The 23,719-nt window shown below is 64.7% G+C and carries 20 protein-coding genes and 1 other RNA gene; 12 read left to right on the top strand and 9 right to left on the bottom strand.

Going from position 1 to position 23,719, the window contains the following annotated elements; genetic code table 11:
• Window positions 1-7: 7 nt before the first annotated feature.
• Window positions 8-634 carry a glutathione S-transferase family protein gene (locus tag I6F35_RS00565; RefSeq protein WP_225115687.1) on the top strand — a complete coding sequence of 209 codons (627 nt, stop codon included), beginning with the start codon at window positions 8-10 and terminating at the stop codon, window positions 632-634.
• Window positions 635-784: 150 nt separating this feature from the next.
• Here the strand turns inward: I6F35_RS00565 and I6F35_RS00570 are convergent, their stop codons facing one another.
• The 3 genes from I6F35_RS00570 to I6F35_RS00580 all read right to left on the bottom strand — a co-directional run bounded on the left by I6F35_RS00570 (window position 785) and on the right by I6F35_RS00580 (window position 5,745).
• Window positions 785-1,417 carry a LysE family translocator gene (locus I6F35_RS00570; RefSeq protein ID WP_225115688.1) on the bottom strand — a complete coding sequence of 211 codons (633 nt, stop codon included), beginning with the start codon at window positions 1,415-1,417 and terminating at the stop codon, window positions 785-787.
• A gap of 102 nt (window positions 1,418-1,519) precedes the next feature.
• Entirely contained in the window at window positions 1,520-4,561 is a 3,042-nt protein-coding gene (gene polA, locus I6F35_RS00575) for a DNA polymerase I (RefSeq protein ID WP_225115689.1), read from the bottom strand.
• 119 nt (window positions 4,562-4,680) lie between these two features.
• The gene (locus I6F35_RS00580; RefSeq protein WP_225115690.1) at window positions 4,681-5,745 is read right to left on the bottom strand and encodes an acyltransferase family protein; all 1,065 of its coding nucleotides are present in this window, start codon (window positions 5,743-5,745) and stop codon (window positions 4,681-4,683) included.
• 178 nt (window positions 5,746-5,923) lie between these two features.
• On the opposite strand from I6F35_RS00580, the gene I6F35_RS00585 reads away from it, so the two are divergent.
• The 4 genes from I6F35_RS00585 (at window position 5,924) to I6F35_RS00600 (ending at window position 12,275) form a co-directional block, all read left to right on the top strand.
• Window positions 5,924-7,240: a UDP-glucose/GDP-mannose dehydrogenase family protein gene (locus I6F35_RS00585; protein WP_225115691.1), complete on the top strand. Its 1,317-nt coding sequence runs from the start codon at window positions 5,924-5,926 to the stop codon at window positions 7,238-7,240.
• A gap of 136 nt (window positions 7,241-7,376) precedes the next feature.
• Window positions 7,377-9,851 (top strand): ATP-dependent helicase HrpB, encoded by a 2,475-nt coding sequence (gene hrpB, locus I6F35_RS00590; protein WP_225115692.1) that lies wholly within the window; start codon window positions 7,377-7,379, stop codon window positions 9,849-9,851.
• A 230-nt stretch (window positions 9,852-10,081) separates the two neighbouring features.
• Window positions 10,082-10,582: a TIGR02281 family clan AA aspartic protease gene (locus I6F35_RS00595; protein WP_225116019.1), complete on the top strand. Its 501-nt coding sequence runs from the start codon at window positions 10,082-10,084 to the stop codon at window positions 10,580-10,582.
• Window positions 10,583-10,775: 193 nt separating this feature from the next.
• Window positions 10,776-12,275, top strand: coding sequence for a phosphomannomutase/phosphoglucomutase (locus tag I6F35_RS00600; protein WP_225115693.1), 1,500 nt, complete (start codon window positions 10,776-10,778; stop codon window positions 12,273-12,275).
• Between the two features lie 136 nt (window positions 12,276-12,411).
• Here I6F35_RS00600 and I6F35_RS00605 read toward each other — a convergent pair whose 3' ends face one another.
• From I6F35_RS00605 to I6F35_RS00620, 4 genes are all read right to left on the bottom strand, one after another.
• Window positions 12,412-12,912, bottom strand: coding sequence for an Lrp/AsnC family transcriptional regulator (locus I6F35_RS00605; protein WP_225115694.1), 501 nt, complete (start codon window positions 12,910-12,912; stop codon window positions 12,412-12,414).
• A gap of 64 nt (window positions 12,913-12,976) precedes the next feature.
• Window positions 12,977-13,951 (bottom strand): sugar kinase, encoded by a 975-nt coding sequence (locus tag I6F35_RS00610; protein WP_225115695.1) that lies wholly within the window; start codon window positions 13,949-13,951, stop codon window positions 12,977-12,979.
• 78 nt (window positions 13,952-14,029) lie between these two features.
• Window positions 14,030-14,980 (bottom strand): NAD(+) diphosphatase, encoded by a 951-nt coding sequence (nudC, locus tag I6F35_RS00615; RefSeq protein WP_225115696.1) that lies wholly within the window; start codon window positions 14,978-14,980, stop codon window positions 14,030-14,032.
• Window positions 14,981-14,986: 6 nt separating this feature from the next.
• Window positions 14,987-15,412, bottom strand: coding sequence for an HIT family protein (locus I6F35_RS00620; RefSeq protein ID WP_225115697.1), 426 nt, complete (start codon window positions 15,410-15,412; stop codon window positions 14,987-14,989).
• A gap of 274 nt (window positions 15,413-15,686) precedes the next feature.
• Here I6F35_RS00620 and ffs point away from each other — a divergent pair.
• From ffs to I6F35_RS00645, 5 genes are all read left to right on the top strand, one after another.
• Window positions 15,687-15,783: signal recognition particle sRNA small type (gene ffs / locus I6F35_RS00625), an RNA gene on the top strand.
• A gap of 110 nt (window positions 15,784-15,893) precedes the next feature.
• Window positions 15,894-17,720, top strand: a complete 1,827-nt coding sequence (locus I6F35_RS00630; RefSeq protein WP_225115698.1) for a DNA polymerase III subunit gamma/tau — start codon at window positions 15,894-15,896, stop codon at window positions 17,718-17,720.
• 41 nt (window positions 17,721-17,761) lie between these two features.
• The gene (locus tag I6F35_RS00635; RefSeq protein ID WP_225115699.1) at window positions 17,762-18,082 is read left to right on the top strand and encodes a YbaB/EbfC family nucleoid-associated protein; all 321 of its coding nucleotides are present in this window, start codon (window positions 17,762-17,764) and stop codon (window positions 18,080-18,082) included.
• A 1-nt stretch (window position 18,083) separates the two neighbouring features.
• Entirely contained in the window at window positions 18,084-18,689 is a 606-nt protein-coding gene (gene recR / locus I6F35_RS00640) for a recombination mediator RecR (RefSeq protein WP_225115700.1), read from the top strand.
• A 25-nt stretch (window positions 18,690-18,714) separates the two neighbouring features.
• Window positions 18,715-19,146 carry a hypothetical protein gene (locus I6F35_RS00645; protein ID WP_225115701.1) on the top strand — a complete coding sequence of 144 codons (432 nt, stop codon included), beginning with the start codon at window positions 18,715-18,717 and terminating at the stop codon, window positions 19,144-19,146.
• Window positions 19,147-19,297: 151 nt separating this feature from the next.
• On the opposite strand, the gene I6F35_RS00650 is transcribed toward I6F35_RS00645, so the two are convergent.
• Window positions 19,298-20,665, bottom strand: coding sequence for an MFS transporter (locus I6F35_RS00650; protein ID WP_225115702.1), 1,368 nt, complete (start codon window positions 20,663-20,665; stop codon window positions 19,298-19,300).
• Between the two features lie 128 nt (window positions 20,666-20,793).
• Window positions 20,794-22,002 carry a DNA recombination protein RmuC gene (rmuC, locus tag I6F35_RS00655; RefSeq protein ID WP_225115703.1) on the bottom strand — a complete coding sequence of 403 codons (1,209 nt, stop codon included), beginning with the start codon at window positions 22,000-22,002 and terminating at the stop codon, window positions 20,794-20,796.
• Window positions 22,003-22,172: 170 nt separating this feature from the next.
• Here rmuC and def point away from each other — a divergent pair, with 170 nt between their 5' ends.
• Complete coding sequence (gene def, locus I6F35_RS00660; RefSeq protein ID WP_225115704.1) at window positions 22,173-22,700, top strand: peptide deformylase; 528 nt, start codon at window positions 22,173-22,175, stop codon at window positions 22,698-22,700.
• An 81-nt stretch (window positions 22,701-22,781) separates the two neighbouring features.
• Complete coding sequence (fmt, locus tag I6F35_RS00665; RefSeq protein ID WP_225115705.1) at window positions 22,782-23,717, top strand: methionyl-tRNA formyltransferase; 936 nt, start codon at window positions 22,782-22,784, stop codon at window positions 23,715-23,717.
• The last annotated feature ends 2 nt before the right edge of the window (window positions 23,718-23,719 follow it).

Consider the following 23,719-nt stretch of genomic DNA (forward strand, 5'->3'; position numbering starts at 1 on the left):
AGCGAAAATGACCATCGAGCTGCACACCTGGAACACGCCGAACGGCCGCAAGATCTCGGTTGCGCTGGAGGAGATGGGGCTGCCCTACAAGGTCATCCCGGTAAACATCACCAAGGGCGAGCAGATGGCGCCCGCCTTCCTCGAAATCAGCCCGAACAACAAAATCCCCGCGATCGTCGACCCGGACGGACCCGGCGGCAAGCGGGTCAGCGTGTTCGAATCGGGCGCGATCCTGCTCTATCTCGGCGAGAAGACCGGAAAGTTCCTGCCCCAGCCCTTGATCGAGCGCATCCCGGTCTATGAATGGCTGATGTGGCAGATGGGCGGTTTCGGGCCGATGCCGGGCCAGGTGCATCATTTCATCGCGCTCGAGAATGAGCATGACCGCGCCTACGGCCTGAAGCGCTTCATGACCGAAACGCTCCGCCTCTACGGCGTGCTGAACCGGCGGCTCGAGGGTCGCGACTTCGTCCCCGGCGATCTGTCGGTTGCCGATTTCGCCATCCTTGGCTGGGCCTGGCGCCACCCGCGGCACAAGGTCAATCTCGGCGATTTCCCCAATGTCGAGCGCTGGTACAACAAGCTGATGGCCCGGCCCGGTGTGAAGCGCGGCATGGAAGCGAAGCTGGATTGACGGGGTGCCGTCATCGCCCGCGCGGGCGGGCGATCCAGTATTCCAGAGACGTTTGTGCTTGAGCGGGAACGCCGCCGAATACTGGATGCCCCGCCGGAGCCTGTCATCGGGCTCGCGGCAGGCGAGACCCGGTGGCGGGGCATGACAGACTCACGCCCGTCGCGCCTCGAACGCCATCTTCACCGCAAGTCCCGCCAGCACGGTGCCCATCAGCCAGCGCTGCAGCAAGAGCCAGGTTGGCCGGGTACCGAGGAACAGCGCGATCGAGCCCGCCGCGAGCGCGATCATCGCGTTCACGCTGACGCTGATAGCGATCTGGATCGCGCCGAGCGCGAGCGACTGCATGAGTACGCTCTCCGCAGGATCGATGAACTGCGGCAGCAGCGCCAGATAAAGCATCGCGATCTTCGGGTTCAGCAGGTTGGTGACAAATCCCATCGCAAACAGCTTACGGGGGCTGTCGACCTGCAGCTTTTTCACCTGGAACGGCGATCGTCCGCCGGGCTTCAGCGCCTGCCAGGCCAGCCACAACAGATACGCCGCGCCGGCAAAGCGCAGTGCGTCATAGGCATAGGGAATGGCAAACAACAGCGCGGTGATGCCGAACGCCGCGCACAGCATGTAGAACACGAAGCCGAGTGCCACCCCGCCGAGCGACACGATCCCCGCCGCCGGCCCCTGCGTGATCGAGCGTGAAATCAGGTAGATCATGTTCGGCCCGGGCGTCAGCACCATGCCGAAGGAAAGAAGTGCAAAACCGAGCAAAGCGGAGGTGTGGGTCATGGAGGACTCGCGGCAGGTTGCACGTTTCTAACGTGCGACGAGCTGCAAGGCCATGACGCAATTGCTCCGAGAGCATTTTCGCTGTCGGCGGGGCGAGGGGGCTTAGTGCGCTTCGTCCCAATTGTTGGCGGCGCGGGCGTCGACCTGCAGCGGCAGCGACAGGATCACGGCCGGAAACGGCGCATCCTGCATCACGTGCTGCACCACCGGCAACGTCGCGGCGACTTCCTCGTCGGGGACCTCGAAGATCAGTTCGTCATGCACCTGCAACAGCATCTGCGCCGATAGCTTCTTTTCGGTGAGCGCATCCTCGATGCGGATCATGGCGCGGCGGATGATGTCGGCGGCCGAGCCCTGCAGGCGCGCGTTGATCGCGGCGCGCTCGTTGAAGGCGCGGACCGAGGCGTTACTGGCCTTGATGTCAGGGTAGTAGCATTTGCGGCCGAACAGCGTGGTGACGTAGCCATTGCGGCGGCAGAAATCCTTGGTCTCGTCCATATAGGCGCGGATGCCCGGGAAGCGCTCGAAATACTTCCTGATGTAGGCGGAAGCCTCCTCGCGCGCGATGCCGAGCTGGTTGGCGAGGCCGAACGCCGAGATGCCGTAGATGATGCCGAAATTGATCGCCTTGGCGCGGCGGCGCACCTCGCTCGGCATGTCCTTGATCGGCACGCCGAACATTTCGGACGCCGTCATGGCGTGAATATCGAGGCCGTCGCGGAACGCCTGCTTCAGCACGGGGATGTCGGCGATTTCCGCGAGCAGGCGCAGTTCGATCTGCGAATAATCAGCCGATACCAGCTTATGGCCGGGCGTCGCGACAAAGGCGCGGCGGATCTTCCTGCCGTCCTCGGTGCGCACGGGGATGTTCTGCAGGTTCGGCTCGTTCGACGACAGCCGCCCCGTCGTGGTTGCCGCCAGGGCATAGGTGGTGTGGACGCGATGGGTCTGCGGATTGACGTAGGTCGGCAGCGCGTCGGTATAGGTCGATTTCAGCTTCGAGACCTGCCGCCATTCCAGGATCTTTTTGGGGAATTCGTGGCCCTGCTCGGCGAGCTCGTCCAGCACCTGCGCGGTCGTCGACCAGGCGCCGGTCTTGGTCTTGGTGCCGCCCGGCAATCCCATCTTGCCGAACAGGATGTCGCCGATCTGCTTCGGGCTGCCGACATTGATCGGCTCGCCCGCGATCTCCTGGATCTCGGCCTCGACGCGCGCCGCCGTCTGGGCGAAATCCCCTGATAGCCGCGACAGCACCTGGCGGTCGATCGAGATGCCACGCCGCTCCATCCGTGCGAGCACCGAGACCAGCGGCCGCTCCAGCGTCTCATAGACCGTCGTCATCCGCTCCGCGACCAGACGCGGCTTCAATACGCGCCACAGCCTCAGGATCACGTCGGCGCTCTCGGCGCAATGTTCGGTCGCCTTGTCGATTGAAACCTGGTCAAACGTCAGCTTGTTCTTGCCGCTGCCGGTCAGGTCGTTTTCGGCGATCACCGCGTGCCCGAGCCAGCGCTCGGAAAGCGATTCGAGTGCATGCGAGCCACGGCCGGCGTCGAGCACGTAGGAGATCAACTGCGCGTCGTCAAAGTTGCGCAGCGTGATGCCGGCCTGCGCCAGCATCACCGCGTTGAACTTGACGTCGAAGCCGACCTTCAGGATGCCCCGCGATTCCAGGATCGGCCGCAAGGCTTCGATCGCCTGGTCGAACTTGATCTGGTCCGGGGCAAGCCCGGCGTCGAACAGCCCACTGCCGCCGCCCGCCTGCTTGTGGGCGAGTGGGATGTAGGCGGCGTCATTGGGGCCGAGCGCCAGCGCGATGCCGGAAATCTCCGCCTGCATCGGATCGATCGAATTCGCCTTCGCCTGGACCGCGACATGGCCGGTATCGTGAATCCGCGCGATGAACGCGCTGAGCTGATCGAGGCTCTTGATGGTTGGGTACTTGCTGCGATCGATCTTGGTTTTGCGTGCCGCCTCCACGCGCGCTTCCGCCAGCGCGATCGGCGTGCCCTTGAGACTGGAGGCCTTGTCCTCCTTGCCGGCGGGCTTGTTGCGCTCCTTGGCGGCGGGCGCGGGCTGTGCGGACGTGCCGGGACCAGGCGCGGGCTCGACGCCGGAAGGCGGCAATGGCGTGAACACGCTCGCGCCGCTCTTGTTGCCGGGATCGGGCTCGATATCGGAAGGATCGATCTGGGAATATTCGGCGACGCGACGGGTCAGCGTCGAAAACTCCATCGCCTTCAGGAAGGCGATCAGCCGGCGCGGATCGGGCTCGTGCACGGCAAGGTCGCCGAGCGGCACTTCGAGCTCGACCTTGTCGTCGAGCAGCACGAGCTGGCGCGAGATCCGCGCCTTCTCGGCATTTTCGATCAGCGCATCGCGTCGCTTCGGCTGCTTGATCTCGCCGGCGCGGTTGAGCAGCGATTCGAGATCGCCATATTCGGTGATCAGTTGCGCCGCGGTCTTGACGCCGATGCCGGGAACGCCAGGCACGTTGTCCGTGGAATCGCCGGCCAGGGCCTGGACCTCGACCACTTTTTCCGGCGGCACGCCGAACTTCTCGATCACCTCTGCTATGCCGATGCGGCGATCCTTCATGGTGTCGTACATGGTGACGCAATCGGTCACGAGCTGCATCAGGTCCTTGTCGGAGGACACGATCGTCGCGCTTGCGCCGCGCTCGCAGGCGATCCGGACATAGGTGGCAATCAGGTCATCGGCCTCAAAGCCGACCTGTTCCAGGCAGGGCAGGTCGAAGGCGCGCACCGCCTCGCGGATCAGGGCAAATTGCGGGATCAGGTCATCAGGCGCAGGCGGCCGGTGCGCCTTGTAGTCGGGATAGATCTTGTTGCGAAAGGTGATCTCGGACTTGTCGAAAACGATGGCGAGATGGGTCGGCCGGTTGTCCTCGGGCATGTCGCGCAACAGCTTCCACAGCATGTTGCAGAAGCCGAGCACGGCATTGACCTGCAGCCCGTCGGATTTGCGGTTCAGCGGCGGCAGCGCGTGGTAGGCGCGGAAAATGTAGGAGGAACCGTCGACCAGGAACACATGGTCGCCCCTGGCCGGAGCCTTGGCGGCAGCGGGCTTGGGCGCGGCTTTGGGTTCTGTCTTGGCTGAAGTCTTGGAGGCTGTTTTCGGCATGGCCGAAATTTAGGGATTTTTGTAGGAAATGACAGCCTTGAGGTGCAGGAATCTTGGCGAACCGCACACCGAATTTGTCGTCCCGGGCAAGCGAAGCGCGACCCGGGACGACGGGGAGATTATTCCGCCGGCTGCAGCACGGCCGCTTTCTTCGGCGCGATCCAGAACGCGGCGGGGCGCTCGAACAGGAAGTTGGCGCGCAATGCGAGCGCCAGACGCCAGATCACCAGCGAGCCGATGAGGCCCGCGATGGTGACGAGCAGCGAGATCAGGCCGATGTCGTGGATCACGCCGCTACGCAGCAGGCCGACGCGTGCGATCACCATCGGCAGGAAGAAGGCGAGATAGATCACGATCGAATGCTCGCCGCAGAAGCGCAAGGCAGTGAGCCACTTCATCCGCGCCAGCAACGTGCCCGTCACGACGATGGCAAAGGCGCCGGCAAATCCCAGCGCCAGTGAGATGAGCGGCCATTCGCTCACTCCGGCGATCACCAATCCGCCATTGACCAGCGCCCACAATGCGAGCCCGACCAGCGCGGATAGCGGCGCGGAACGCGCACGGTCCGACAGCTTGAAGACGTGAGGCGCGCAGAGATAGCCGGCATAGAAATAGACGAAGCGCGAGCAGAATTCGTCGATCACGGTCCAGCCGGTCACGATATGCGCCATCTCGAGTCCGGCGCCCAGCGCCAGAATCGCGAGCGGCGGGACATTGCGTGTCAGTTTTGTGACGACGAAGAAGATCGGCAGCAAATAGATGAACCACAGCGTGCCAAACGGCTCGATGAAGGACTCGAGATAGAGATAGCCGGTGTGGCTCCAACTGGTCTCGGCGGCGAAGGCCGGCGCCTTGAACGCGAACTGGATCGTCACCCACAGCACATAGAAATAGGCGAAGTGGACGACCTTGCGATCGAGATAGGTCCGCCAGTCACGGCCGATCACGAGCGAGAGGAACAAGCCCGAAATCAGGAAGAAATCCGGCATCCGGAACGGCTTTGCGAACATCACGAACGCATGCATGAAGCCGGTCTCGCCGGCGGCGGCTTCCACCCCCAGCACCGAATGCATCATCACGACCATGACGATGCAGATGCCCTTGGCGTAATCCACCCAATCGACGCGCGCCTCCGGTGATGCGGAAGAACGTAGGCTCGCGGAGGCTGTGCCGTTTGTGGTCATGGCTGTCCTGTTTCGGCGCGCATTTGGCGCATCTTCGGCCGGATCGGTTGCTATCCCCTTTATTCATACAAATGACATGCCGCGCCTGCCTGCTTTTTGCCGTTTCCTCGTGGCTGGCAAATGTTCTAAGACGCTGATCCGAGTACGGAATCGTTAACGATAGCAAGCGGGTGGTTTCATGCGCATCGCCATGATTGGCACGGGTTATGTGGGATTGGTGTCCGGCGCGTGTTTTGCGGATTTCGGACATCACGTCACCTGCGTGGACAAGGATGTCGAGAAGATCAACGCCCTCCGCCGCGGCGAAATCCCGATCTTCGAGCCGGGACTGGACGCGCTGGTTGCCGCCAATGTGAAGGCGAGGCGGCTCGACTTCACCACCGATCTAAAGGACCCGGTCGCCGAAGCCGACGCGGTCTTTATCGCGGTCGGCACGCCGTCGCGCCGCGGCGATGGTCATGCCGATCTCTCTTATGTTTACGCTGCCGCCGGCGAGATCGCCGGCGCGCTCAAGGGCTTCACCGTGGTGGTAACCAAATCGACCGTGCCGGTCGGCACCGGCGACGAGGTCGAGCGCCTGATCCGCGAAGCCAACCCGGCCGCCGATGTCGCCGTCGCCTCGAATCCGGAATTCCTCCGCGAGGGCGCGGCGATCCGCGACTTCAAGTTTCCGGACCGTATCGTGGTCGGCACGTCGGACGAGCGGGCCCGAAAGGTGCTCGGCGATATCTACCGCCCGTTGTCGCTCAATCAGGCGCCGCTGATGTACACGGCGCGCCGCACGGCGGAGCTGATCAAATACGCTGCGAACGCATTCCTTGCGACCAAGATCACCTTCATCAACGAGATCGCCGATCTCTCCGAAAAGGTCGGCGCCGACGTTCAGGAAGTCGCGCGTGGCATCGGGCTCGACAACCGCATCGGCTCCAAGTTCCTGCACGCAGGCCCCGGTTTCGGCGGCTCCTGCTTCCCCAAAGACACCCGCGCGCTGATCAAGATCGCGCAGGATCACGACGTGAATCTGCGCATCGTGGAGGCCGTGCTCGGCGTCAACGACAACCGCAAGCGCGCGATGGCGCGCAAGGTTGCGGGCCTCGCCGGCAATCTGCGCGGCAAGACGGTGGCCGTGCTCGGCCTCACCTTCAAGCCCGAGACCGACGACATGCGGGAGGCGCCCTCGATCCCGATCGTCACCGGCCTCTTGGACATGGGCGCGAAAGTACGGGCGCATGATCCCGTTGGCATGGAGCAGGCACGCAAGGAGCTGCCGGAGATCCAGTACTGCGATGATCCCTATGAATGCGTGACCGGCGCCGACGCCATGGTCGTCGTCACCGAGTGGGTCCAGTACCGCACGCTCGACCTGGAGCGGCTGAAGAACCTGTTGCGGCAGCCGGTCGTGGTCGACCTCAGGAATATCTACCGCCCTGAGGACATGGCCGCGCACGGCTTCAGCTATGAAAGCGTCGGCCGCGCATCTGAACCGCCGGTCTGAGATCGCTGTTGTTGTCATACCCTGCGCAGGGTATCCAGTACGGCCGATCTTGGTGATCGGTCTCGTCTGAGTTTACTGGGTCATCCGCTTCCGTTGCGCAACTGCGCATGCGGCGGGTGATGACGGATTCGAGATATTGCCCCGTCATTTCGACACGCCGCTTCCGATCGATGCAGTGCTCCCCGAGCTCGCGGTGACGCTTGCGGCGAAGAACACGGCCGTGCTGGTTGCGCCGCCCGGCGCCGGCAAGACCACGCGCGTGCCGCTGGCGCTGCTCGACGAGCCGTGGGTCAGGGACAAGAAGATCATCGTACTGGAGCCGCGACGGATCGCGGCGCGCGCCAGCGCCGAGCGGATGGCGCAGACGCTTGGCGAGCGCGTCGGCGAGACCGTCGGCTACCGCGTTCGCTTCGGCTCGAAAGTGTCGCGCGCAACCCGCATCGAGGTCGTCACCGAAGGCATCTTCTCGCGGCAGATCCTCGATGATCCCGAACTGTCAGGCATCGCCGCCGTCCTGTTCGACGAGTTCCACGAGCGCTCGCTCGATGCCGATCTGGGGCTTGCGCTGGCGCGCGACGCGCAGCAGGGCCTGCGCGAGGATCTTCGCCTGCTCGTGATGTCGGCGACGCTCGACGGCGCCCGTGTCGCAACGCTGCTCGGTGACGCTGCCGTCGTGGAGAGCGAAGGCCGCGTCTTTCCGGTCGAGACGCGCTATCTCGGCCGCAAGGTGGACGTGCCGCTGGAGCGGCAGATGGCGGAGGCGATCGCAACAGCGCTTCGCGCTGATCCCGGCTCGGTGCTGGCGTTCCTGCCGGGCGCCGCCGAGATCCGGCGCACGCAGAATTTCCTTCAAGAGCGCATCCATGATGCTGCGATCGAGATCGTGCCGCTGTTCGGCGCGCTCGACGCTAGCGTTCAGGATCGTGCCATCGCGCCGGCGCCCAAAGGTCACCGCAAGGTGGTGTTGGCGACCTCGATCGCGGAGACCTCGCTGACCATCGAGGGTGTCCGCATTGTCGTGGATTCCGGCATGGCGCGCGTTCCGCGCTATGAGCCCGACATAGGCTTGACTCGCCTGGAGACCGTGCGCGCCTCGCGGGCCGCGGTTGATCAGCGCCGCGGCCGCGCCGGCCGCACCGAGCCGGGTATCTGCTACCGGCTGTGGGACGAGCCGCAGACCGCTTCGCTCGCCCCCTATACCCAGCCGGAAATCCTTTCCGCCGATCTCTCCTCGCTGGTGCTCGACCTCGCGCAATGGGGCGTCAGTGACGCCTCCGGCCTTGCTTTCCTCGATCCGCCGCCGGCGCCGGCCTGGAACGAAGCGAGCGTGCTCCTGCACGAACTCGGCGCGCTCGATGCCGACGGCCGGATCACGGCGGAAGGCAACAGCCTGCGCGCGCTGGCGCTGTCGCCACGGCTCGCCCGCATGATCGTGGATTCGGCCCGGTTTGGCGCGGCGGCAGCGGCCGCGGAGATCGCGGCAGTGCTGACCGAGCGCGGGCTCGGTGGCGACAGCGTCGACCTCGATGTCAGGCTCGACCAGTTCCGCCGCGACCGTTCGCAGCGCGCTTCCAGCGCGCGCAGCCTTGCGCAGCGCTGGGCCTCGCAGGTCGCTTCGTCGAAGGCTTCCGATGTCAACGGCGAGCTCTCCACCGGCACGATGCTGGCCTTCGCCTTCCCCGATCGCGTCGCGCGCAACCGCGGCAATGGCAGCTTTGTACTCGCCAATGGCCGCGGCGCCAGCGTCGAGCAGACGTCGTCACTTGCGCGTTCACCCTATATCGCGGTCGGAGAATTGACCGGCACCGCCGCAAGCGGCCGGATCCTGTTGGCGGCGCCGATCACACTGGAAGAGATCGAACTGCGTTTCGCGGGTGAGATCGAGATCACGGAAGAGATCTCCTTCGACCGCAGTGCGATGGCGCTGCGCGCGCGGCGCAAGCGGACGCTGCATGCGATCACGCTCTCGGAGGCGCCAATGGCGCTGTCACCGTCCGCGGACACCGCGCGCGTGCTCGCCGACGGGCTGGCTGCCGCAGGCCTCGACAAGCTGCCGTGGTCGAAAAACCTGAAGCAATGGCGTGACCGCGTGATGTTCCTGCGCAAGGCCGAAGGCGATAGCTGGCCGGACGTGTCGGACGCGGCGCTGGCGCAGGAGCGCGAGGCGTGGCTGGTGCCTGTTCTCTACGACAAGACCTCGCTGAAGGAGCTCTCGGCCGGCGATCTCTCGGATGCATTGATGGCGCTGCTGCCCTGGAATCTGCGTGCCCGGCTGGAGCAGGAAGCGCCGACCCATTTCGAGGCCCCGACCGGCAGCCAGCTTGCGATCGACTACGAGGCCGAGCAAGGGCCGACCATCGCGGTCCGGCTCCAGGAATTGTTCGGGCTCAACACCCATCCGTCGATCGCCAGGGGTGCGGTGCCGCTGGTGCTGGAATTGCTGTCGCCGGCACAGCGCCCGGTGCAGGTGACGCGGGATCTGCCGGGCTTCTGGCGCGGCAGCTACGCCGCGGTCCGCGCCGATCTGCGTGGGCGCTACCCGAAACACCCCTGGCCGGAGGACCCGGCCCATGCCGCCCCGACGCGCCGGGCCAAGCCGCGGGGAACGTAGTCCTCGCTTCGTCATTGCCGGGCTTGACCCGGCAATCCATCCCAAGAAGCTTTTCTGAAGATCGATGAATACGCGGGTCAAGCCCGCGTATGACCGCGTTGCCGTTAACGCTTCACTCATCCTTTTCGCGAAAATGGCAGGCTCCATTGCCGCCGCCGGTCGCGACGTGGCGGATGGCGTGGTGAAATCGGCCAGTTCCCGGAAATGTGCGTGGCGTCATGCGTAACATAATGATCTTCGCCGCCATCCTGATCGGCCTCGGCAGCTTCATGGCGCAGATGGCGGACAAGATGACGCCGGCCTCCGCTTCCGCCACCACCACTTCGAAGAATATCCCCGTGCAAACCGTCGCGCAGGGCGGCCGCACGCTGAGCATTTCCCGCGACTCCCGCGGACATTTTGCCACTGACGGCCGCATCGACGGCCAGCGCATCGCCTTCATGGTCGATACCGGCGCGTCGGTCGTCGCCCTGAACGAAAAATCCGCCGCGCGTTTCGGCCTGCGCCCATCGCGCGGTGACTACACCGCGATCGTCACCACCGCCAACGGCACCATCAAGGCCGCGCGCGCCCGCCTTGCCATGATCGATCTCGGCGGCCTCATCGTCCGCGACGTCGATGCCATGGTGCTGCCGGACGAAGCGCTCTCGGAGAACCTGCTCGGCTTGTCCTTCCTGTCGAAGCTGAAGCGCTTCGAATATGCCAACGGCAGGCTGGTGCTGGAGCAGTAAGATAGCTTGCTTGCTGCCGCGATCGAGATCGCCAGTGATCGCTGACGCGATTTATGCCTTCTGAGTGGGCATTTCCCGGCCAACAAATCCGCCGCAATTGTCGGCCAATAGCAGCCGATCCCACCTTTCGCCGCAGTCCGCCTTTGGCTATTGGCTGCTGCGTTGCCCTTCATGCTCGCGAGGCTGCTGCAAGATGTTTCCAAAGCCCAAGCCCGTTCTGGTTCCGAACACCTACGCCTACGAATCCGAACCGATGGTGAAGCCGACCGGGTTTCGCGAATATGACGCGCGCTGGCTGTTCGGCAAGGAAATCAATCTGATGGGGGTGCAAGCGCTCGGCATGGGCCTCGGCGCGCTGATCGCGGAACTCGGCGTCAAGCCGGAGATCGTTACCGGCCACGATTTCCGCGGCTATTCCGCCTCGATCAAATATGCGTTGATCTCCGGCCTGATGGCGGCGGGCTGCAAGGTGCACGACATCGGGCTGGCGGTGACGCCGATGGCCTATTTCGCGCAGTTCGATCTCGACGTGCCCTGCGTCGCCATGGTCACCGCCTCCCACAACGACAATGGCTGGACCGGGGTCAAGATGGGCGCCAACCGCCCCCTCACCTTCGGGCCCGACGAGATGACGCGACTCAAGGAGATCGTGCTCGGCGCCAGCTTCAGCAACAAGGCCGGCGGCGCCTATCAATTCCACGAGAACTTTCCGGCGCGCTACATCGCCGACCTCACCGACCGTCCGAAGCTGAAGCGCAAGCTCAAGGTGGTGGCGGCCTGCGGCAACGGCACCGCCGGCGCGTTCGCCCCGCAGGTGCTGGAGAAGATCGGCTGCGAGGTGATCCCGCTCGACACCGAGCTCGACCACACCTTCCCGAAATACAACCCGAACCCGGAAGACATGGAGATGCTGCACGCGATCCGCGACGCGGTCTTGCAGCACAAGGCCGATGTCGGCCTCGGGTTCGATGGCGACGGCGACCGCTGCGGCGTGGTCGACAACACCGGCGAGGAGATCTTCGCCGACAAGGTCGGCGTGATGCTGGCGCGCGACATGTCGGCGATCCACAGTAACGCGCAGTTCGTGGTCGACGTGAAATCGACCGGGCTGTTCGTCACCGATCCGGTGCTGCAGAAGCAGGGCGCCAAGACCGCATACTGGAAGACCGGCCACTCCTACATGAAGCGCCGCACCAACGAGCTCGGCGCGCTCGCCGGCTTCGAGAAGTCCGGGCATTTCTTCTTCAACAAGCCGTTCGGCCGCGGCTACGACGACGGCCTGGTCTCGGCGATCGCGATCTGCGAGATGCTCGATCGCGCGCCCGGCAAGTCGATGGCCGATTTGAAGAATGCGCTGCCGAAGACCTGGTCGTCGCCGACGATGTCGCCGCACTGCGCCGATGAGGCCAAATACGGCGTGGTCGACGCCGTGGTGAAGCACTTCGAGGATTTGCAAAAGAAGGGCGCCAGGATCGGCGGCCAGGCGATCCGCGATCTCGTCACCGTCAACGGCGTGCGCGTCACCGTGGAGGACGGCAGCTGGGGCCTGGTGCGCGCCTCCTCCAACAAGCCGGAGCTCGTGGTGGTGGTCGAAAGCCCGGTCAGCGAGCAGCGCATGCACGACATGTTCGAGACCGTGGATAGCGTGCTGCGCACCCATCCGGAGGTCGGCGAGTACAATCAGAAGATTTGATTGAGATGCTTGCCGCGCCCGCTGTCATACCCCGCGCATGCGGGGTATCCAGTACGCGGCAGCCTCTCCATCGAAAACCGAATGTCTCTGGAATACTGGATCGCCCGGTCAAGCCGGGCGATGACAGTGCAGGGACTTACGCCGCCGGCACCGGCAGCGCGGTCACCGACTTGATCTTCTCCATCGCAAAGCGCGAGGTGACGTTCTTCAGCGGCACGGCGCTGATCAGCTTCTTGTAGAAGATGTCATAGCTCGACATGTCCGCGACTACGACGCGCAGCATGTAGTCGACGTCGCCGGCCATCCGGTAGAACTCCATCACTTCCGGCATGGCGCTCACCGCGTCGGCGAATTTGCGCAGCCAGGCCTCCGAATGGTCGGCGCTCTCGACCGACACGAAAACCGTGATGCCGAGCCCGATCTTGTTCTGATCGACCAGCGCGACCCGGCGCAGGATCACGCCATCGGCCTCGAGCCGCTGAATGCGCTTCCAGCAGGGGGTGGAGGACAGGCCGACCCGGTCGCCGATCTCGGCGACGGAAAGGGAGGCATCCTCCTGCAATACGGTCAGGATTTTGCGATCGATGGCGTCAAGCCGGCGGTTGGCGTCATGCAGCGGAACGGCGAGCTCGGTCATGAGAAGAAAGTTCCATATGAAGAGGCTAAATCCCTCATATAGAGAAAAATCTTCTAAAGCAAGCCTATTGGCTGCTCTCGGCCGGGCGGGCGCCGTTATCCCGGTTCTGGTCTTGGCCCAAAAGCTCTTCAACTTCAGTACGTTGCGGGGCGGCGAAAGCGCCGCCAAAACGGGTGCATTTCAGCGCGGCCGCGGCTGAGGCAAACTGGAGGGCGTCCCGCAGCTCCCGCTTTTCGGCGATGGCGAGCGCGAACGCGCCATGGAAAACGTCGCCGGCCCCGAGCGTGTCGACGGTGTGCACGGGGAAGGCCGGCGTCTCCTCCAGTTCACCCTGTTCGTTCAGCCAGATCGTGCCGCGCGGCCCTCGCGTTCCGGCCAGGAACGACGGCGTCAGCCTGGCGATTTTCTTCAGCGCCTGGCCGTCATCGGTGACGTCGGCCGTCTCCTGTAATGGCTCGCTCGAGAACACGAGATGGGAGGAGGCCGTGAGCAGCCCCTCCCTGAGCGACATCGCACGATCGACGTCGACGATGACCGGGATGTCGCGTTTCCTCGCCTCGGCGCAAAGGTCGGTGCAGAACTCGGCGCAGCGGCTCTCGGTCAGGACGGCCGCGCAATCGTGCAGCAGGATTTCGGGGCGGGGCAGGCGGACCTTCCACAATTCCGGATCGCGGAAGGTGACGATGGTGCGCTCGCCGGTCGGGTCGATCATGATGGTCGAGATCGGCGTCAGCAGGCCCGGCATATGCACGATGTGCTTGGCCTCGATGCCCTCATGGGCCAGCTTTTCGAACATGTATTTCGACGACGTCTCGCGCGCATCGCCGATCGGTCCGCAGATCGAGGCGCGGCCGCCGAGTCGCACGATCGCAATCGCGGCGTTCAGCGCATTACCGCCGCAGATCTCCTCGAAATGGGTGGCGTTTTCCTTGGATCCGCGGCCGGGGACGCCGCTCACGCGAAAGGTCAAGTCGCGCACCGGGATTCCGATGCAGAGGATGCGCGGCGGAATTTTTGGCGCGGCAGCGTGGAAATTCATTCCGTGGTCCATGGTCATGACCCCGGACCCGACCGGAGCCAATCTGCCGTAATAGATTGGTGCATGGACCAGTTCCTGCTATGCGCCCGCGACCTCATCCCCATGCAGCCAACGTCCGACCAAATGATGGGCAATGGCAAAGGGATGCGGGCCGGCCAAGCCATCCGGATGTTGGCGCTTGAGCATCAGGATTGCCTCCGCGCGGTCGAACCAGCGCGCATCTTCGAGCTCGGTGCGGTCGACGACGATTTCGTCATTGGTCGCGCGCGCGGTGCATCCGATCATCAGGGATGACGGATAGGGCCAGGGCTGTGTCATGTAATAATTGACATCCGTGCAGCGGATTCCCGACTCTTCGAAGATTTCGCGGCGAACCGCGTCCTCGATGGTCTCGGCGGCTTCAACGAAACCCGCAAGGCAGGAATACATCCCCGGCGGAAACTGCTTCTGGCGGCCGAGCAGGCATCTGTCGCCGTAGGTGACCAGCATGATGACGACCGGATCGGTGCGCGGAAAATGCTCGGCCTTGCAGCTCGGGCATTCGCGCTTCCAGCCGCCCTCCTTCATCGCGGTGCGGGCGCCGCAATTGGCGCAAAAGCCGTGGCGCTGATGCCAGGTCACCATAGATTTCGCCATTGCGATCGCCGAGAGCTGGTCGGGTGGGACCGTGCCCTGCATCGCCATGCCGCGCAGCTCGGTGACCGCGACATCGCTGCGGCCAACCAGCTTTTCCGCAGCCTGCGGCGCAATGCCCATGCCGAATACCGGCGCGCCATCGCGCAGGCCCAGGAAGACCGTGCCCGGATTGGCGCCGAATTTCAGCGCTTCCTCGACCGAAAGCAGCGCTTGCGGACCATTTTCCCCCTGCTTTACCACCAGCGAGTCGCGATAGATCACGTAGGCGCGAGCGTCGCGGCGGCCCTCCAGCGCGAACAGCTTCTCTTCGTTGGTGCGCAGATGCGCGGCGCGGTCGAGAATATTGGTGACGAAGGCCGGCTGCCCCAGCGGAAAACTATCGAATGCTGACATCTATTCTCAACCCAACCAGATCTTGCGGCGAAGCGCGCTGATGAAATTCTGCACTTCTTGGGCATCATGCGCCAGCGGCGGCGCCACGCCCCACACCGGACGCGGCCAGGCGGCGTCGCTGGTGCGGCGCGCGATGATGTGAACATGAAGCTGCGGCACCGCATTGCCAAGCGCTGCGATGTTCAGCTTGTCGCACTTGGTGATTTCCTTCAGGGCGCGCGCGACGCGGGAAATCTCGGTCATCAACTGCGCCTGCTCGACCTCCTCGAGGTCGATGATCTCCACCGCGCCGGCGCGGCGCGGCACCAGCAACAGCCAAGGATAATTGGCGTCCTTGATGACCAGCACCCGGCTCAGCGGCAGGTCGCCGATGTCGATCGTGTCTTCCTTGAGCCGGGCGTGCAGCGACCAGGCGGCGGTGTCAGAGGGCATGTGGGTTCCAGTGCGGGCGTCGCTGTTCCGACGGCTTCGGGCTGAAAGTGACCTGAAATGGACACCGGCCTTAGCGCGATATCAAGGTGTCATCATCCGCGAAAGCGGATGATCCAGTATTCCTGGGTAGCGGTGCTCGAGCCGTGAGGGCGCGGCGTACTGGATACCCCGCCGGAGCCGGTCATCGGGCTCGCCGAAGGCGAGACCCGGTGGCGGGGTATGACCGGACAAGAGCGGCTTGCTTTCCGGCCCTTTTGGCCCCAAATAGGGACCGGGAGATTGGCGGTGGACGAGCCACTCGCCAACCGGGTCAGGTCCGGAAGGAAGCAGCCCTAACGAGGTCCGGATCGGGTCGCTCGTCAGTCTCCTACCTGTTTTTCCGAGCGAATCATGCACAAGGCGGCCTGTTCCCGCGGTTTGCGTCTGATTCCGCTCCGTTCCGCAAAGCCGGCCCGAGAGACATTCAATTGCGGATCGACCAATGAACGACGCTGGCGCTCCCCCAAATCAGGCTGACGGCGCCGGCCAGACCGGTGGCGCGCCCGCGGCGGCCCGACCCTACCGGGTGCTGGCGCGTAAATACCGCCCCTCCAGCTTTGACGACCTGATCGGCCAGGAGGCCATGGTCCGCACAGTCTCGAACGCGTTCGAGACCGGACGAATCCCGCAGGCCTGGATCCTGACGGGGGTGCGCGGGGTCGGCAAGACCACCACCGCCCGCATCCTCGCCCGCGCGCTGAACTATGAATTGCCCGACGGTTCGGTGAAGGGGCCGAGCATCCAGATGCCGACGCTGGGCCTGCACTGCCAGGCGATCATGGAAAGCCGGCACATGGACGTCCTGGAGATGGACGCCGCGTCCCATACTGGCGTCGACGACGTCCGTCAGATCAATGACAGCGTACGCTATGCGCCCGCGAGCGCCCGCTACAAGGTCTACATTATCGACGAAGTCCACATGCTCTCGACCGCGGCCTTCAACGCGTTCCTGAAGACGCTGGAAGAACCGCCGGAGCACGCCAAGTTCGTCTTCGCCACCACTGAGATCCGCAAAGTCCCGGTCACGGTGCTGTCGCGCTGCCAGCGCTTCGACCTGCGTCGGGTCGAGGCCGACGTGCTGATGAAGCATCTCGGTAACATCGCGGCCAAGGAAGGCGTCGAGGTCGAACCGGAAGCGCTCGGCATCATCGCGCGCGCTGCGGAGGGCTCGGTGCGCGATTCGCTGTCGCTGTTCGACCAGGCGATCGCGCATGCGGCCGGAACCGTGCGCGCGGAGGAAGTGCGGCAAATGCTCGGGCTTGCCGACCGCACGCGGGTGATCGACCTTTTTGATTCGCTGGCACGCGGCGACATCGCGGCTGCCTTTACGGAATTTCGTGCGCAGTACGACGTCGGCGCCGATCCGGTCGTGGTGCTGTCCGACCTCGCCGAATTCGTCAATTTCGTTACCCGTGTGAAGATCGTGCCGGCCACCGCCGACAACGTGGCGTTCGGCGAGACCGAGCGCGTCCGCGCCCGCGAGTTTGCCACCAAGCTGTCGATGCGGGTGCTGTCGCGGATGTGGCAGATGCTGCTCAAGGGCATCGCCGAAGTGCAGACCGCCACCCGACCGGCCGCCGCCGCCGAGATGGTGCTGGTGCGGATCGCCTACGTCGCCGACCTGCCGACACCGGATGAAGCGATCCGGATGCTGGATCAGAACGGCGGCGCCGCGTCGCCGGCGGTTTCGGGTGGCGCAACCGCATCACGGGCTGCGCCATCAGCGCCCGTCTCTTCGATCGCGTCGTCGCCGGTGCGTGGTTCTGCAGCAGCGCCGCGGGGCAGTGCGGAGCCCTCGCTGCGACCGCAGGCCGCAGCGCCCCAAACGCAGTCGGCGCCGGCGCTGCGCATCACCAGCTTCATGCAGCTCCTCGCGCTGGCCGGCGAGAAGCGCGATTTGATGACCAAGGGCGCGCTCGAAGCGGATGTACGCCTGGTGCGGATCGAGGACGGACGGCTTGAGATCGCGCTGGAGCCGCAGGCCTCGCGCGGCCTCGTCACCGATCTCTCGCGCAAGCTGGAACAATGGACCGGCCGCCGCTGGACCGTGATCGTCTCCAATGAGGCCGGGCAGCCGACCATTCGCTCGCAAAATCTCGCCGAGAAGAGCCAGCGTGAGCGGGCGGCGGAAGCCGATCCGCGGGTGAAGGAGGTCCTGGCCCGCTTCCCCGGCGCCAAGGTCGTCGAGGTGCGCAGGCTTGCCGCCGAGCCGGCGGAAACCGATATTGTCGGTGAAGACCCCATCGAGAGCGGCGACGGCGACGATTAGCGTGATCCGGAATCGTGCTCGAACAAATTGAGGGACCACCGATGGCTGATTTTCTCGGCATGATGAAGCAGGCGGCGCAACTGCAATCCAAGATGCAGGCGATGCAGGAAGAGCTCGGCAATGTCGAGGTCGAAGGCATTTCCGGCGGCGGCCTCGTCGCCGTGCGCATGAGCGCGAAGATGGAAGTGAAGGGCGTCAGCATCGATCCGTCGCTGATGAAGCCGGAGGAACGCGAGATCCTCGAAGACCTCCTGGTCACCGCGCATAATGATGCGCGACGCAAGGCGGAACTGGCGGTGCAGGAGAAGATGCAGGCGCTCACCGGCGGACTCGGCCTGCCGCCCGGACTCGGTCTCACCTGAAATGGCCGCAAGCGTCGCCGGCCCTGAGATCGAGCGCCTGATCCAGCTTCTTGCGCGGCTGCCGGGCCTTGGTCCACGCTCGGCCCGGCGCGCGGCGCTGCACCTGATCAAGAAGCGCGAAGCGCTGATGACTCCGCTCGCCTCGGCGCTGCAGGTGGCGATCGACAAGATCCAGGTCTGCAAGACCTGCGGCAATATCGATACGCAGAATCCCTGCACGGTCTGCACCGATCCGCGACGCGATCCTTCCATCATCGTCGTGGTCGCCGACGTCGCCGATCTCTGGGCCCTGGAACGGGCGAACGCGACCAATGGCCGCTATCACGTGCTCGGCGCGACGCTGTCGCCGCTGGACGGCGTCGGCCCGCAGGATCTCACCATCGACCAGCTCGTGGCGCGCGCGCATGATTCGCAGGTGAACGAGATCATCCTGGCGCTGAATGCAACCGTGGATGGCCAGACCACGGCGCACTACATCACCGATCTGCTTCAAGAGGCCAATGTCCGGGTGACGCGGCTGGCACACGGCGTGCCGGTCGGCGGGGAGCTTGATTACCTCGATGAAGGTACGCTATCCGCAGCCATGCGGCAGCGAACGCTCTTCTAACTAGACATCAACGGAACTGAACGAGATGACGAAACACCGATTCGGCATTCGCCTGTGCTTTGCGATCATGCTGGCGGCCGCACTTGCCGCGCCCGCCGCGATGGCCCAGGAGGAGGAGTCTTCGCCGAAGCCGGGCAAGCCGATCCATGCCGGCGACGTGCTGTCGGGCGAGCTGAACGCCCTGCGCATCCGTGACGCCAAGAAGGGCAAGCGCGTCGCCACCTATCAGCTCACCAGCGAACCGCGCCGCCTGCCGCCGCCAAATGGACTCTGTGATCTCGAGACCGGTCCGGAGACGTTCCAGCTCGTCCCCGCCAACGACGCCCAGGCCGCGCAGCTCAGGCCTTTTGTCGGCAAGGAAATCTCGGTGAAGGTGGATGAAGTGGCCTGCGCGCAGGAAGCGGGGCAGATGAGCGAGGCGGTGGTCACCAAATGGAGCGTGGTGACGAAGCACTGATGCGTCGTAGCGGCTCTTGATGCAGATAACGCTATTGTCAGCGGTAGCGCGGCTTGACCGGGCGATCCAGTATGCGGCGGCTTCGCCATTGATCTCGAATGGCAGTGCGATACTGGATCACCCGGCTTCGCGGGTGATGACGAGCGGAAGCCTAAACCTTGACCGGCCCGAGTTCGTCGAAATGCTTGCGGCGCTGCAGCCAGGCAAGCAGGATCAGGCTCGGGATTGCGACCACAACGGAGATGGCGAAGAACATCGGCCAGCCCGTCGCTTTCGCCACATAGCCCGCGCTTGAAGACAGATAAGTTCGCGCCACGGCGGCCAGCGCCGTCAGCAGCGCATACTGGGTCGCGGTGTGCAGCGGGTTCTGGCACAGCGCCGACAGATAGGCGACGAAGATCACGGTGCCGATGGCGTTGCAGAAATTGTCGGACGAGATCGCGATCGCCAGCGCCCATTCATTGACGCCGACCAGGGCGAGCCACGAAAACGATACATTGGAGATGGCCTGCACCACGCCGCCGATCCACAGGCTCGTGGCAAGCGAATAGCGCCGCGCCACGTAGCCGCCGGCAAAACCGCCGAGCAGGGTCGCCACAACCCCAACGCCCTTGACGATCACGGCATAGTCGTTGCGGGTGAAGCCGATGTCGATCACGAACGGCACGGTCATGTTGCCGGAAAACGCGTCGGTGAATTTGAACAGCACGACGAAAGCAAGCGCCGCCCATGCGTCCTTGCGCCCGAGAAAGTCCCAGAACGCACCCAACGCGGCATGGAACACCCGCATCAACGCGCTGTCCGCCTGCGTGGCGGCTTCGGCGCGCGCGGATTGCTTCGGCTCGGTGGCGGCGAGCGCAGTGACCGTGCCGATCAGCACAAGCGCGGCCATCACCACATAGCCCCACATCCACGCGGCGCCGCGCGGGAATCCGCTGCTCTCAAAGCCGCTGACGATGAACAGCGCGCCCGCGGTGGAGACCAGCATGCCGATGCGGTAGGCGGCCACATAGGACGCCATGCCGGCGGCCTGTTCATCCTCGGGCAGGCTCTCGACGCGGAACGCATCGACCACGATGTCCTGGGTCGACGACATGGTCGCTACCAACAGCGCGCCCAGCGCGACGAACAACGGCGAGCGTGCGGGATCGGTCACGGCCAGCAGCAGGATCGCGCCGATCAAGAGCAGTTGCGAGAACACCAGCCAGCCCCGCCTGCGGCCGAAGGCGCGGGTGAAGAACGGCACATGCAGCGCATCGACCAGCGGCGCCCACAGGAACTTCAGCGTATAGGGGGTGCCGACCAGCGCAAACAGGCCGATGGTGCCGAGATCGACCCCGGACTCGGTCATCCACACCAGCAGCGTCGATCCCGACAGTGCCAGCGGCAGGCCCGACGAAAAGCCCAGCATCAGCACGATCAGCACCCGCGGTTGCAGATAGACGGCGAGGCCGTCGCGCCAGGAGGTGGCGGGTTCGGTCTTCTCCGTTGTGGCGGCGGTCGCCTCGGGCGCGGTCATGCCGCCCTGTTAGCAGATTCGACGGGAAAATCCGCCCCGGAAGCGTGGCGATTGTAGGATGGTAGAGCGAAGCGAAACCCATCAACCTTGCATCGCCGCCACAATTGATGGGTTTCGCTGCGCTCTGCCTACTCCCCAGCCTGCAGCTTGGGTGGGGCGGGAAACAGCTCCGGCCTGCCGCCGGTGACGATCCGTGGCAGTTCCACAGGCGCGTCGGACTTGCTGAAATCGAGTTCCTCGATCCGGCCGGCCCGCTTCTCGATCTTGTCGGCGGAGATCAGGATCTGGCGCACGTCCTCGTTCACCTGCGAGAAATGGTTCTGCAGCTTCAGCACGCGGTCGCGTAAGCGTGACAGATCGTCGCCGAGCTTGATCACCTCGGTGCGGATCTGGTCGGCGGCGTCGCGCATCCGCGCGTCCTTCATGATCTGCTGCATCACCTGGATCGCGAGCATCAATAGCGAGGGTGACACCAGCACCACGCGGGCGCGGTAGGCCTTCTGGATCACGTCGTCGAAGCCGTCATGAATTTCGGCATAGACCGACTCCGACGGCACGAACATCAGCGCGGTGTCCTGGGTCTCGCCGGCGATCAGGTATTTTTCCGCGATGTCGCTGACATGCTTCATCACGTCGTTGCGCAGGCGCTGGCTGGCGATCTTGCGCTCCTCGTCGCTGCGCGCGTCGTGCAGCGCCGTCATCGCCTCCAGCGGGAATTTCGCGTCGATGCAGAGCGGACGCTGGTCCGGCAGGAACACCACGCAATCCGGCCGCTTGCCGGATGAGAGCGTGAACTGGAATTCGTAAGAATCCTTCGGCAGTCCGTCCTGCACGATCGCTTCCATCCGCGCCTGGCCGAAGGCGCCGCGCGACTGCTTGTTGGCGAGCACGTCGCGCAGTGTCGTCACCTGCGTCGTCAGGTCGGTGAGGTTCTTGTGCGCGTTGTCGATGATGCCGAGCCGCTCATGCAGATGCCGCAGGCTGTCCATGGTGTGGCGTGTGGTCTGTTCCATGGATTGGCCGACGCGGTGGGTGACCGAATCCAGCCGCTCGTTGACGGCGCGCGCCATCTCGGCCTGACGGCCGGCGAGCGCCTGCGTCATCGCATCGACCCGGCCGCTTGCCTCGCTCTGGGCGCGCAGCACCTCGCTCAGCCGCTCTTCCAGCTCATCGGCGCGGATGGTCTGGGCCATCGCCAGTTCCGCACCGCGCCGGGAGGACCGCGCGATCACGATGGCGATCGTCAGCAGCAACGCGAGCGCGAGCACGCCGAACGCAACCAGCGCGTCGGCGATGCGGACCGGCCAGTCGCCGACCGTGAAGAGAATCTCGTTCATGCAAGCGCTATAGCCGATTCGCCGACGGGAGCGAACGAAAGTGGAACATTTATGGTTAACAAGTGGTGAAGTTTCATGGTTAACAATGACCGAAGAAATCACGGTTAAGGTCGTCTTAACCAGTTCCGGATCGATTGACCCCGGCAAATCAAGCGCTTAAATCGCCCGCCATGGCCTTAAGAGAAATCATCATCCTGCCGGACAAGCAGTTGCGGCTCGTTTCCAAGCGCGTGGAAAAGATCACGCCCGAAATCCGCAAGCTGGTCGACGACATGTTCGAGACCATGTATGCGGCGCCCGGCATCGGGCTGGCCGCGATCCAGGTCGCGCAGCCGCTGCGCCTGGTCACCATGGATCTCGCCAAGAAGGACGAGAACGGCGAGACCACGCCGAAACCGCGCGTCTTCATCAACCCGGAGATCATCTCGGCGTCCGAGGAGAAGTCGGTCTACGAGGAGGGCTGCCTGTCGATCCCCGAATATTACGAGGAGGTCGAGCGGCCGGCGCGGGTGCGCGTGCGCTTCACCGACCTCGACGGCAAGGTGCATGAAGAGGACGCCGAGGGCCTCTTCGCCACCTGTATCCAGCACGAGATCGACCATCTGAACGGCATTCTGTTCGTGGACTATCTGTCGAAGCTGAAACGCGACCGCGTGCTGAAGAAATTCGCCAAGGCCGCCAAGCGCGCGGCGGAGTAGAATAGCGCCTGCTCCGCCCTCAGCGCCGGGAGCCGATTTCGCCGGACGCCTGCGCTGCCTTCAGCCAAGGTAATCTGACCCATGCCCCTCCGCCTGATCTTCATGGGTACGCCCGCTTTCGCCGTGCCGACGCTGCTCGAACTGGCCGGCCACGGCCACGAGATCGCGGCCGTCTATACCCGCGCGCCGAAGCCGGGCGGGCGGCGCGGCCTGCAACTGCAGCCGACGCCGGTCGAGCAGGAGGCACGGCGGCTCGGCATGGCCGTGCTGACGCCGAAGACATTGAAAACGCCGGAAGCGCTGGAACAATTCCGCGCGCATCAGGCGGACGCGGCCGTCGTGGTTGCCTATGGCATGATCCTGCCGCAGGCGATCCTCGATGCGCCACGGCTCGGTTGCTACAATCTGCATGCTTCGCTCTTGCCGCGCTGGCGCGGCGCCGCGCCGATCAACCGCGCCATCATGGCCGGCGATACCGAGACCGGCGTGATGGTGATGAAGATGGATGTCGGCCTCGACACCGGCGATATCGCGATGGCCGAGCGGCTTGCGATATCAGACCGGATGACGGCCGCCGACCTGCACGATGCGCTGGCGCCGCTCGGTGCCGACCTGATGGTGCGGGCGGTGGCCGCGCTGGAACGCGGCGGGCTGCAACTGACCAGGCAGCGCGAAGATGGCGTCACCTATGCCGCCAAGATCGAGAAGGCCGAGGCGCGGATCGATTGGAGCAAGCCTGCGCCCGCCGTGCTGCGGCATATCCACGGCCTGTCGCCATTCCCCGGCGCCTGGGCCGAATTGTCAGGCGATGGAGAGCCGGCGCGCATCAAGATTCTTCGCTGCGAACTGGCGAACGGCTCGGGCGCGCCAGGCACCGTTCTCGACGATAATCTCGCGATCGCCTGCGGCGAGGGCGCCATCCGCGTCCTTGAACTGCAGCGCGAGGGCAAGGCGCGCATGAAGTCGGCCGACTTCCTGCGCGGCACGCCGCTGCAGGCCGGCGCGCGGTTCACGTGAGC

This window comes from Bradyrhizobium sp. BRP22, from assembly GCF_020194175.1.
Lineage (GTDB): Bacteria > Pseudomonadota > Alphaproteobacteria > Rhizobiales > Xanthobacteraceae > Bradyrhizobium.

What these genes read in the sequence shown, in the direction of transcription:
- I6F35_RS00565 (WP_225115687.1), top strand. Translation starts at nt 8, where the DNA reads ATGACCATCGAGCTGCACACCTGGAACACGCCGAACGGCCGCAAGATC.
- I6F35_RS00570 (WP_225115688.1), bottom strand. Translation starts at nt 1,417, where the DNA reads ATGACCCACACCTCCGCTTTGCTCGGTTTTGCACTTCTTTCCTTCGGC.
- polA (WP_225115689.1), bottom strand. Translation starts at nt 4,561, where the DNA reads ATGCCGAAAACAGCCTCCAAGACTTCAGCCAAGACAGAACCCAAAGCC.
- I6F35_RS00580 (WP_225115690.1), bottom strand. Translation starts at nt 5,745, where the DNA reads ATGACCACAAACGGCACAGCCTCCGCGAGCCTACGTTCTTCCGCATCA.
- I6F35_RS00585 (WP_225115691.1), top strand. Translation starts at nt 5,924, where the DNA reads ATGCGCATCGCCATGATTGGCACGGGTTATGTGGGATTGGTGTCCGGC.
- I6F35_RS00595 (WP_225116019.1), top strand. Translation starts at nt 10,082, where the DNA reads ATGATCTTCGCCGCCATCCTGATCGGCCTCGGCAGCTTCATGGCGCAG.
- I6F35_RS00600 (WP_225115693.1), top strand. Translation starts at nt 10,776, where the DNA reads ATGTTTCCAAAGCCCAAGCCCGTTCTGGTTCCGAACACCTACGCCTAC.
- I6F35_RS00605 (WP_225115694.1), bottom strand. Translation starts at nt 12,912, where the DNA reads ATGACCGAGCTCGCCGTTCCGCTGCATGACGCCAACCGCCGGCTTGAC.
- I6F35_RS00610 (WP_225115695.1), bottom strand. Translation starts at nt 13,951, where the DNA reads ATGAATTTCCACGCTGCCGCGCCAAAAATTCCGCCGCGCATCCTCTGC.
- nudC (WP_225115696.1), bottom strand. Translation starts at nt 14,980, where the DNA reads ATGTCAGCATTCGATAGTTTTCCGCTGGGGCAGCCGGCCTTCGTCACC.
- I6F35_RS00620 (WP_225115697.1), bottom strand. Translation starts at nt 15,412, where the DNA reads ATGCCCTCTGACACCGCCGCCTGGTCGCTGCACGCCCGGCTCAAGGAA.
- I6F35_RS00630 (WP_225115698.1), top strand. Translation starts at nt 15,894, where the DNA reads ATGAACGACGCTGGCGCTCCCCCAAATCAGGCTGACGGCGCCGGCCAG.
- I6F35_RS00635 (WP_225115699.1), top strand. Translation starts at nt 17,762, where the DNA reads ATGGCTGATTTTCTCGGCATGATGAAGCAGGCGGCGCAACTGCAATCC.
- recR (WP_225115700.1), top strand. Translation starts at nt 18,084, where the DNA reads ATGGCCGCAAGCGTCGCCGGCCCTGAGATCGAGCGCCTGATCCAGCTT.
- I6F35_RS00645 (WP_225115701.1), top strand. Translation starts at nt 18,715, where the DNA reads ATGACGAAACACCGATTCGGCATTCGCCTGTGCTTTGCGATCATGCTG.
- I6F35_RS00650 (WP_225115702.1), bottom strand. Translation starts at nt 20,665, where the DNA reads ATGACCGCGCCCGAGGCGACCGCCGCCACAACGGAGAAGACCGAACCC.
- rmuC (WP_225115703.1), bottom strand. Translation starts at nt 22,002, where the DNA reads ATGAACGAGATTCTCTTCACGGTCGGCGACTGGCCGGTCCGCATCGCC.
- def (WP_225115704.1), top strand. Translation starts at nt 22,173, where the DNA reads ATGGCCTTAAGAGAAATCATCATCCTGCCGGACAAGCAGTTGCGGCTC.
- fmt (WP_225115705.1), top strand. Translation starts at nt 22,782, where the DNA reads ATGCCCCTCCGCCTGATCTTCATGGGTACGCCCGCTTTCGCCGTGCCG.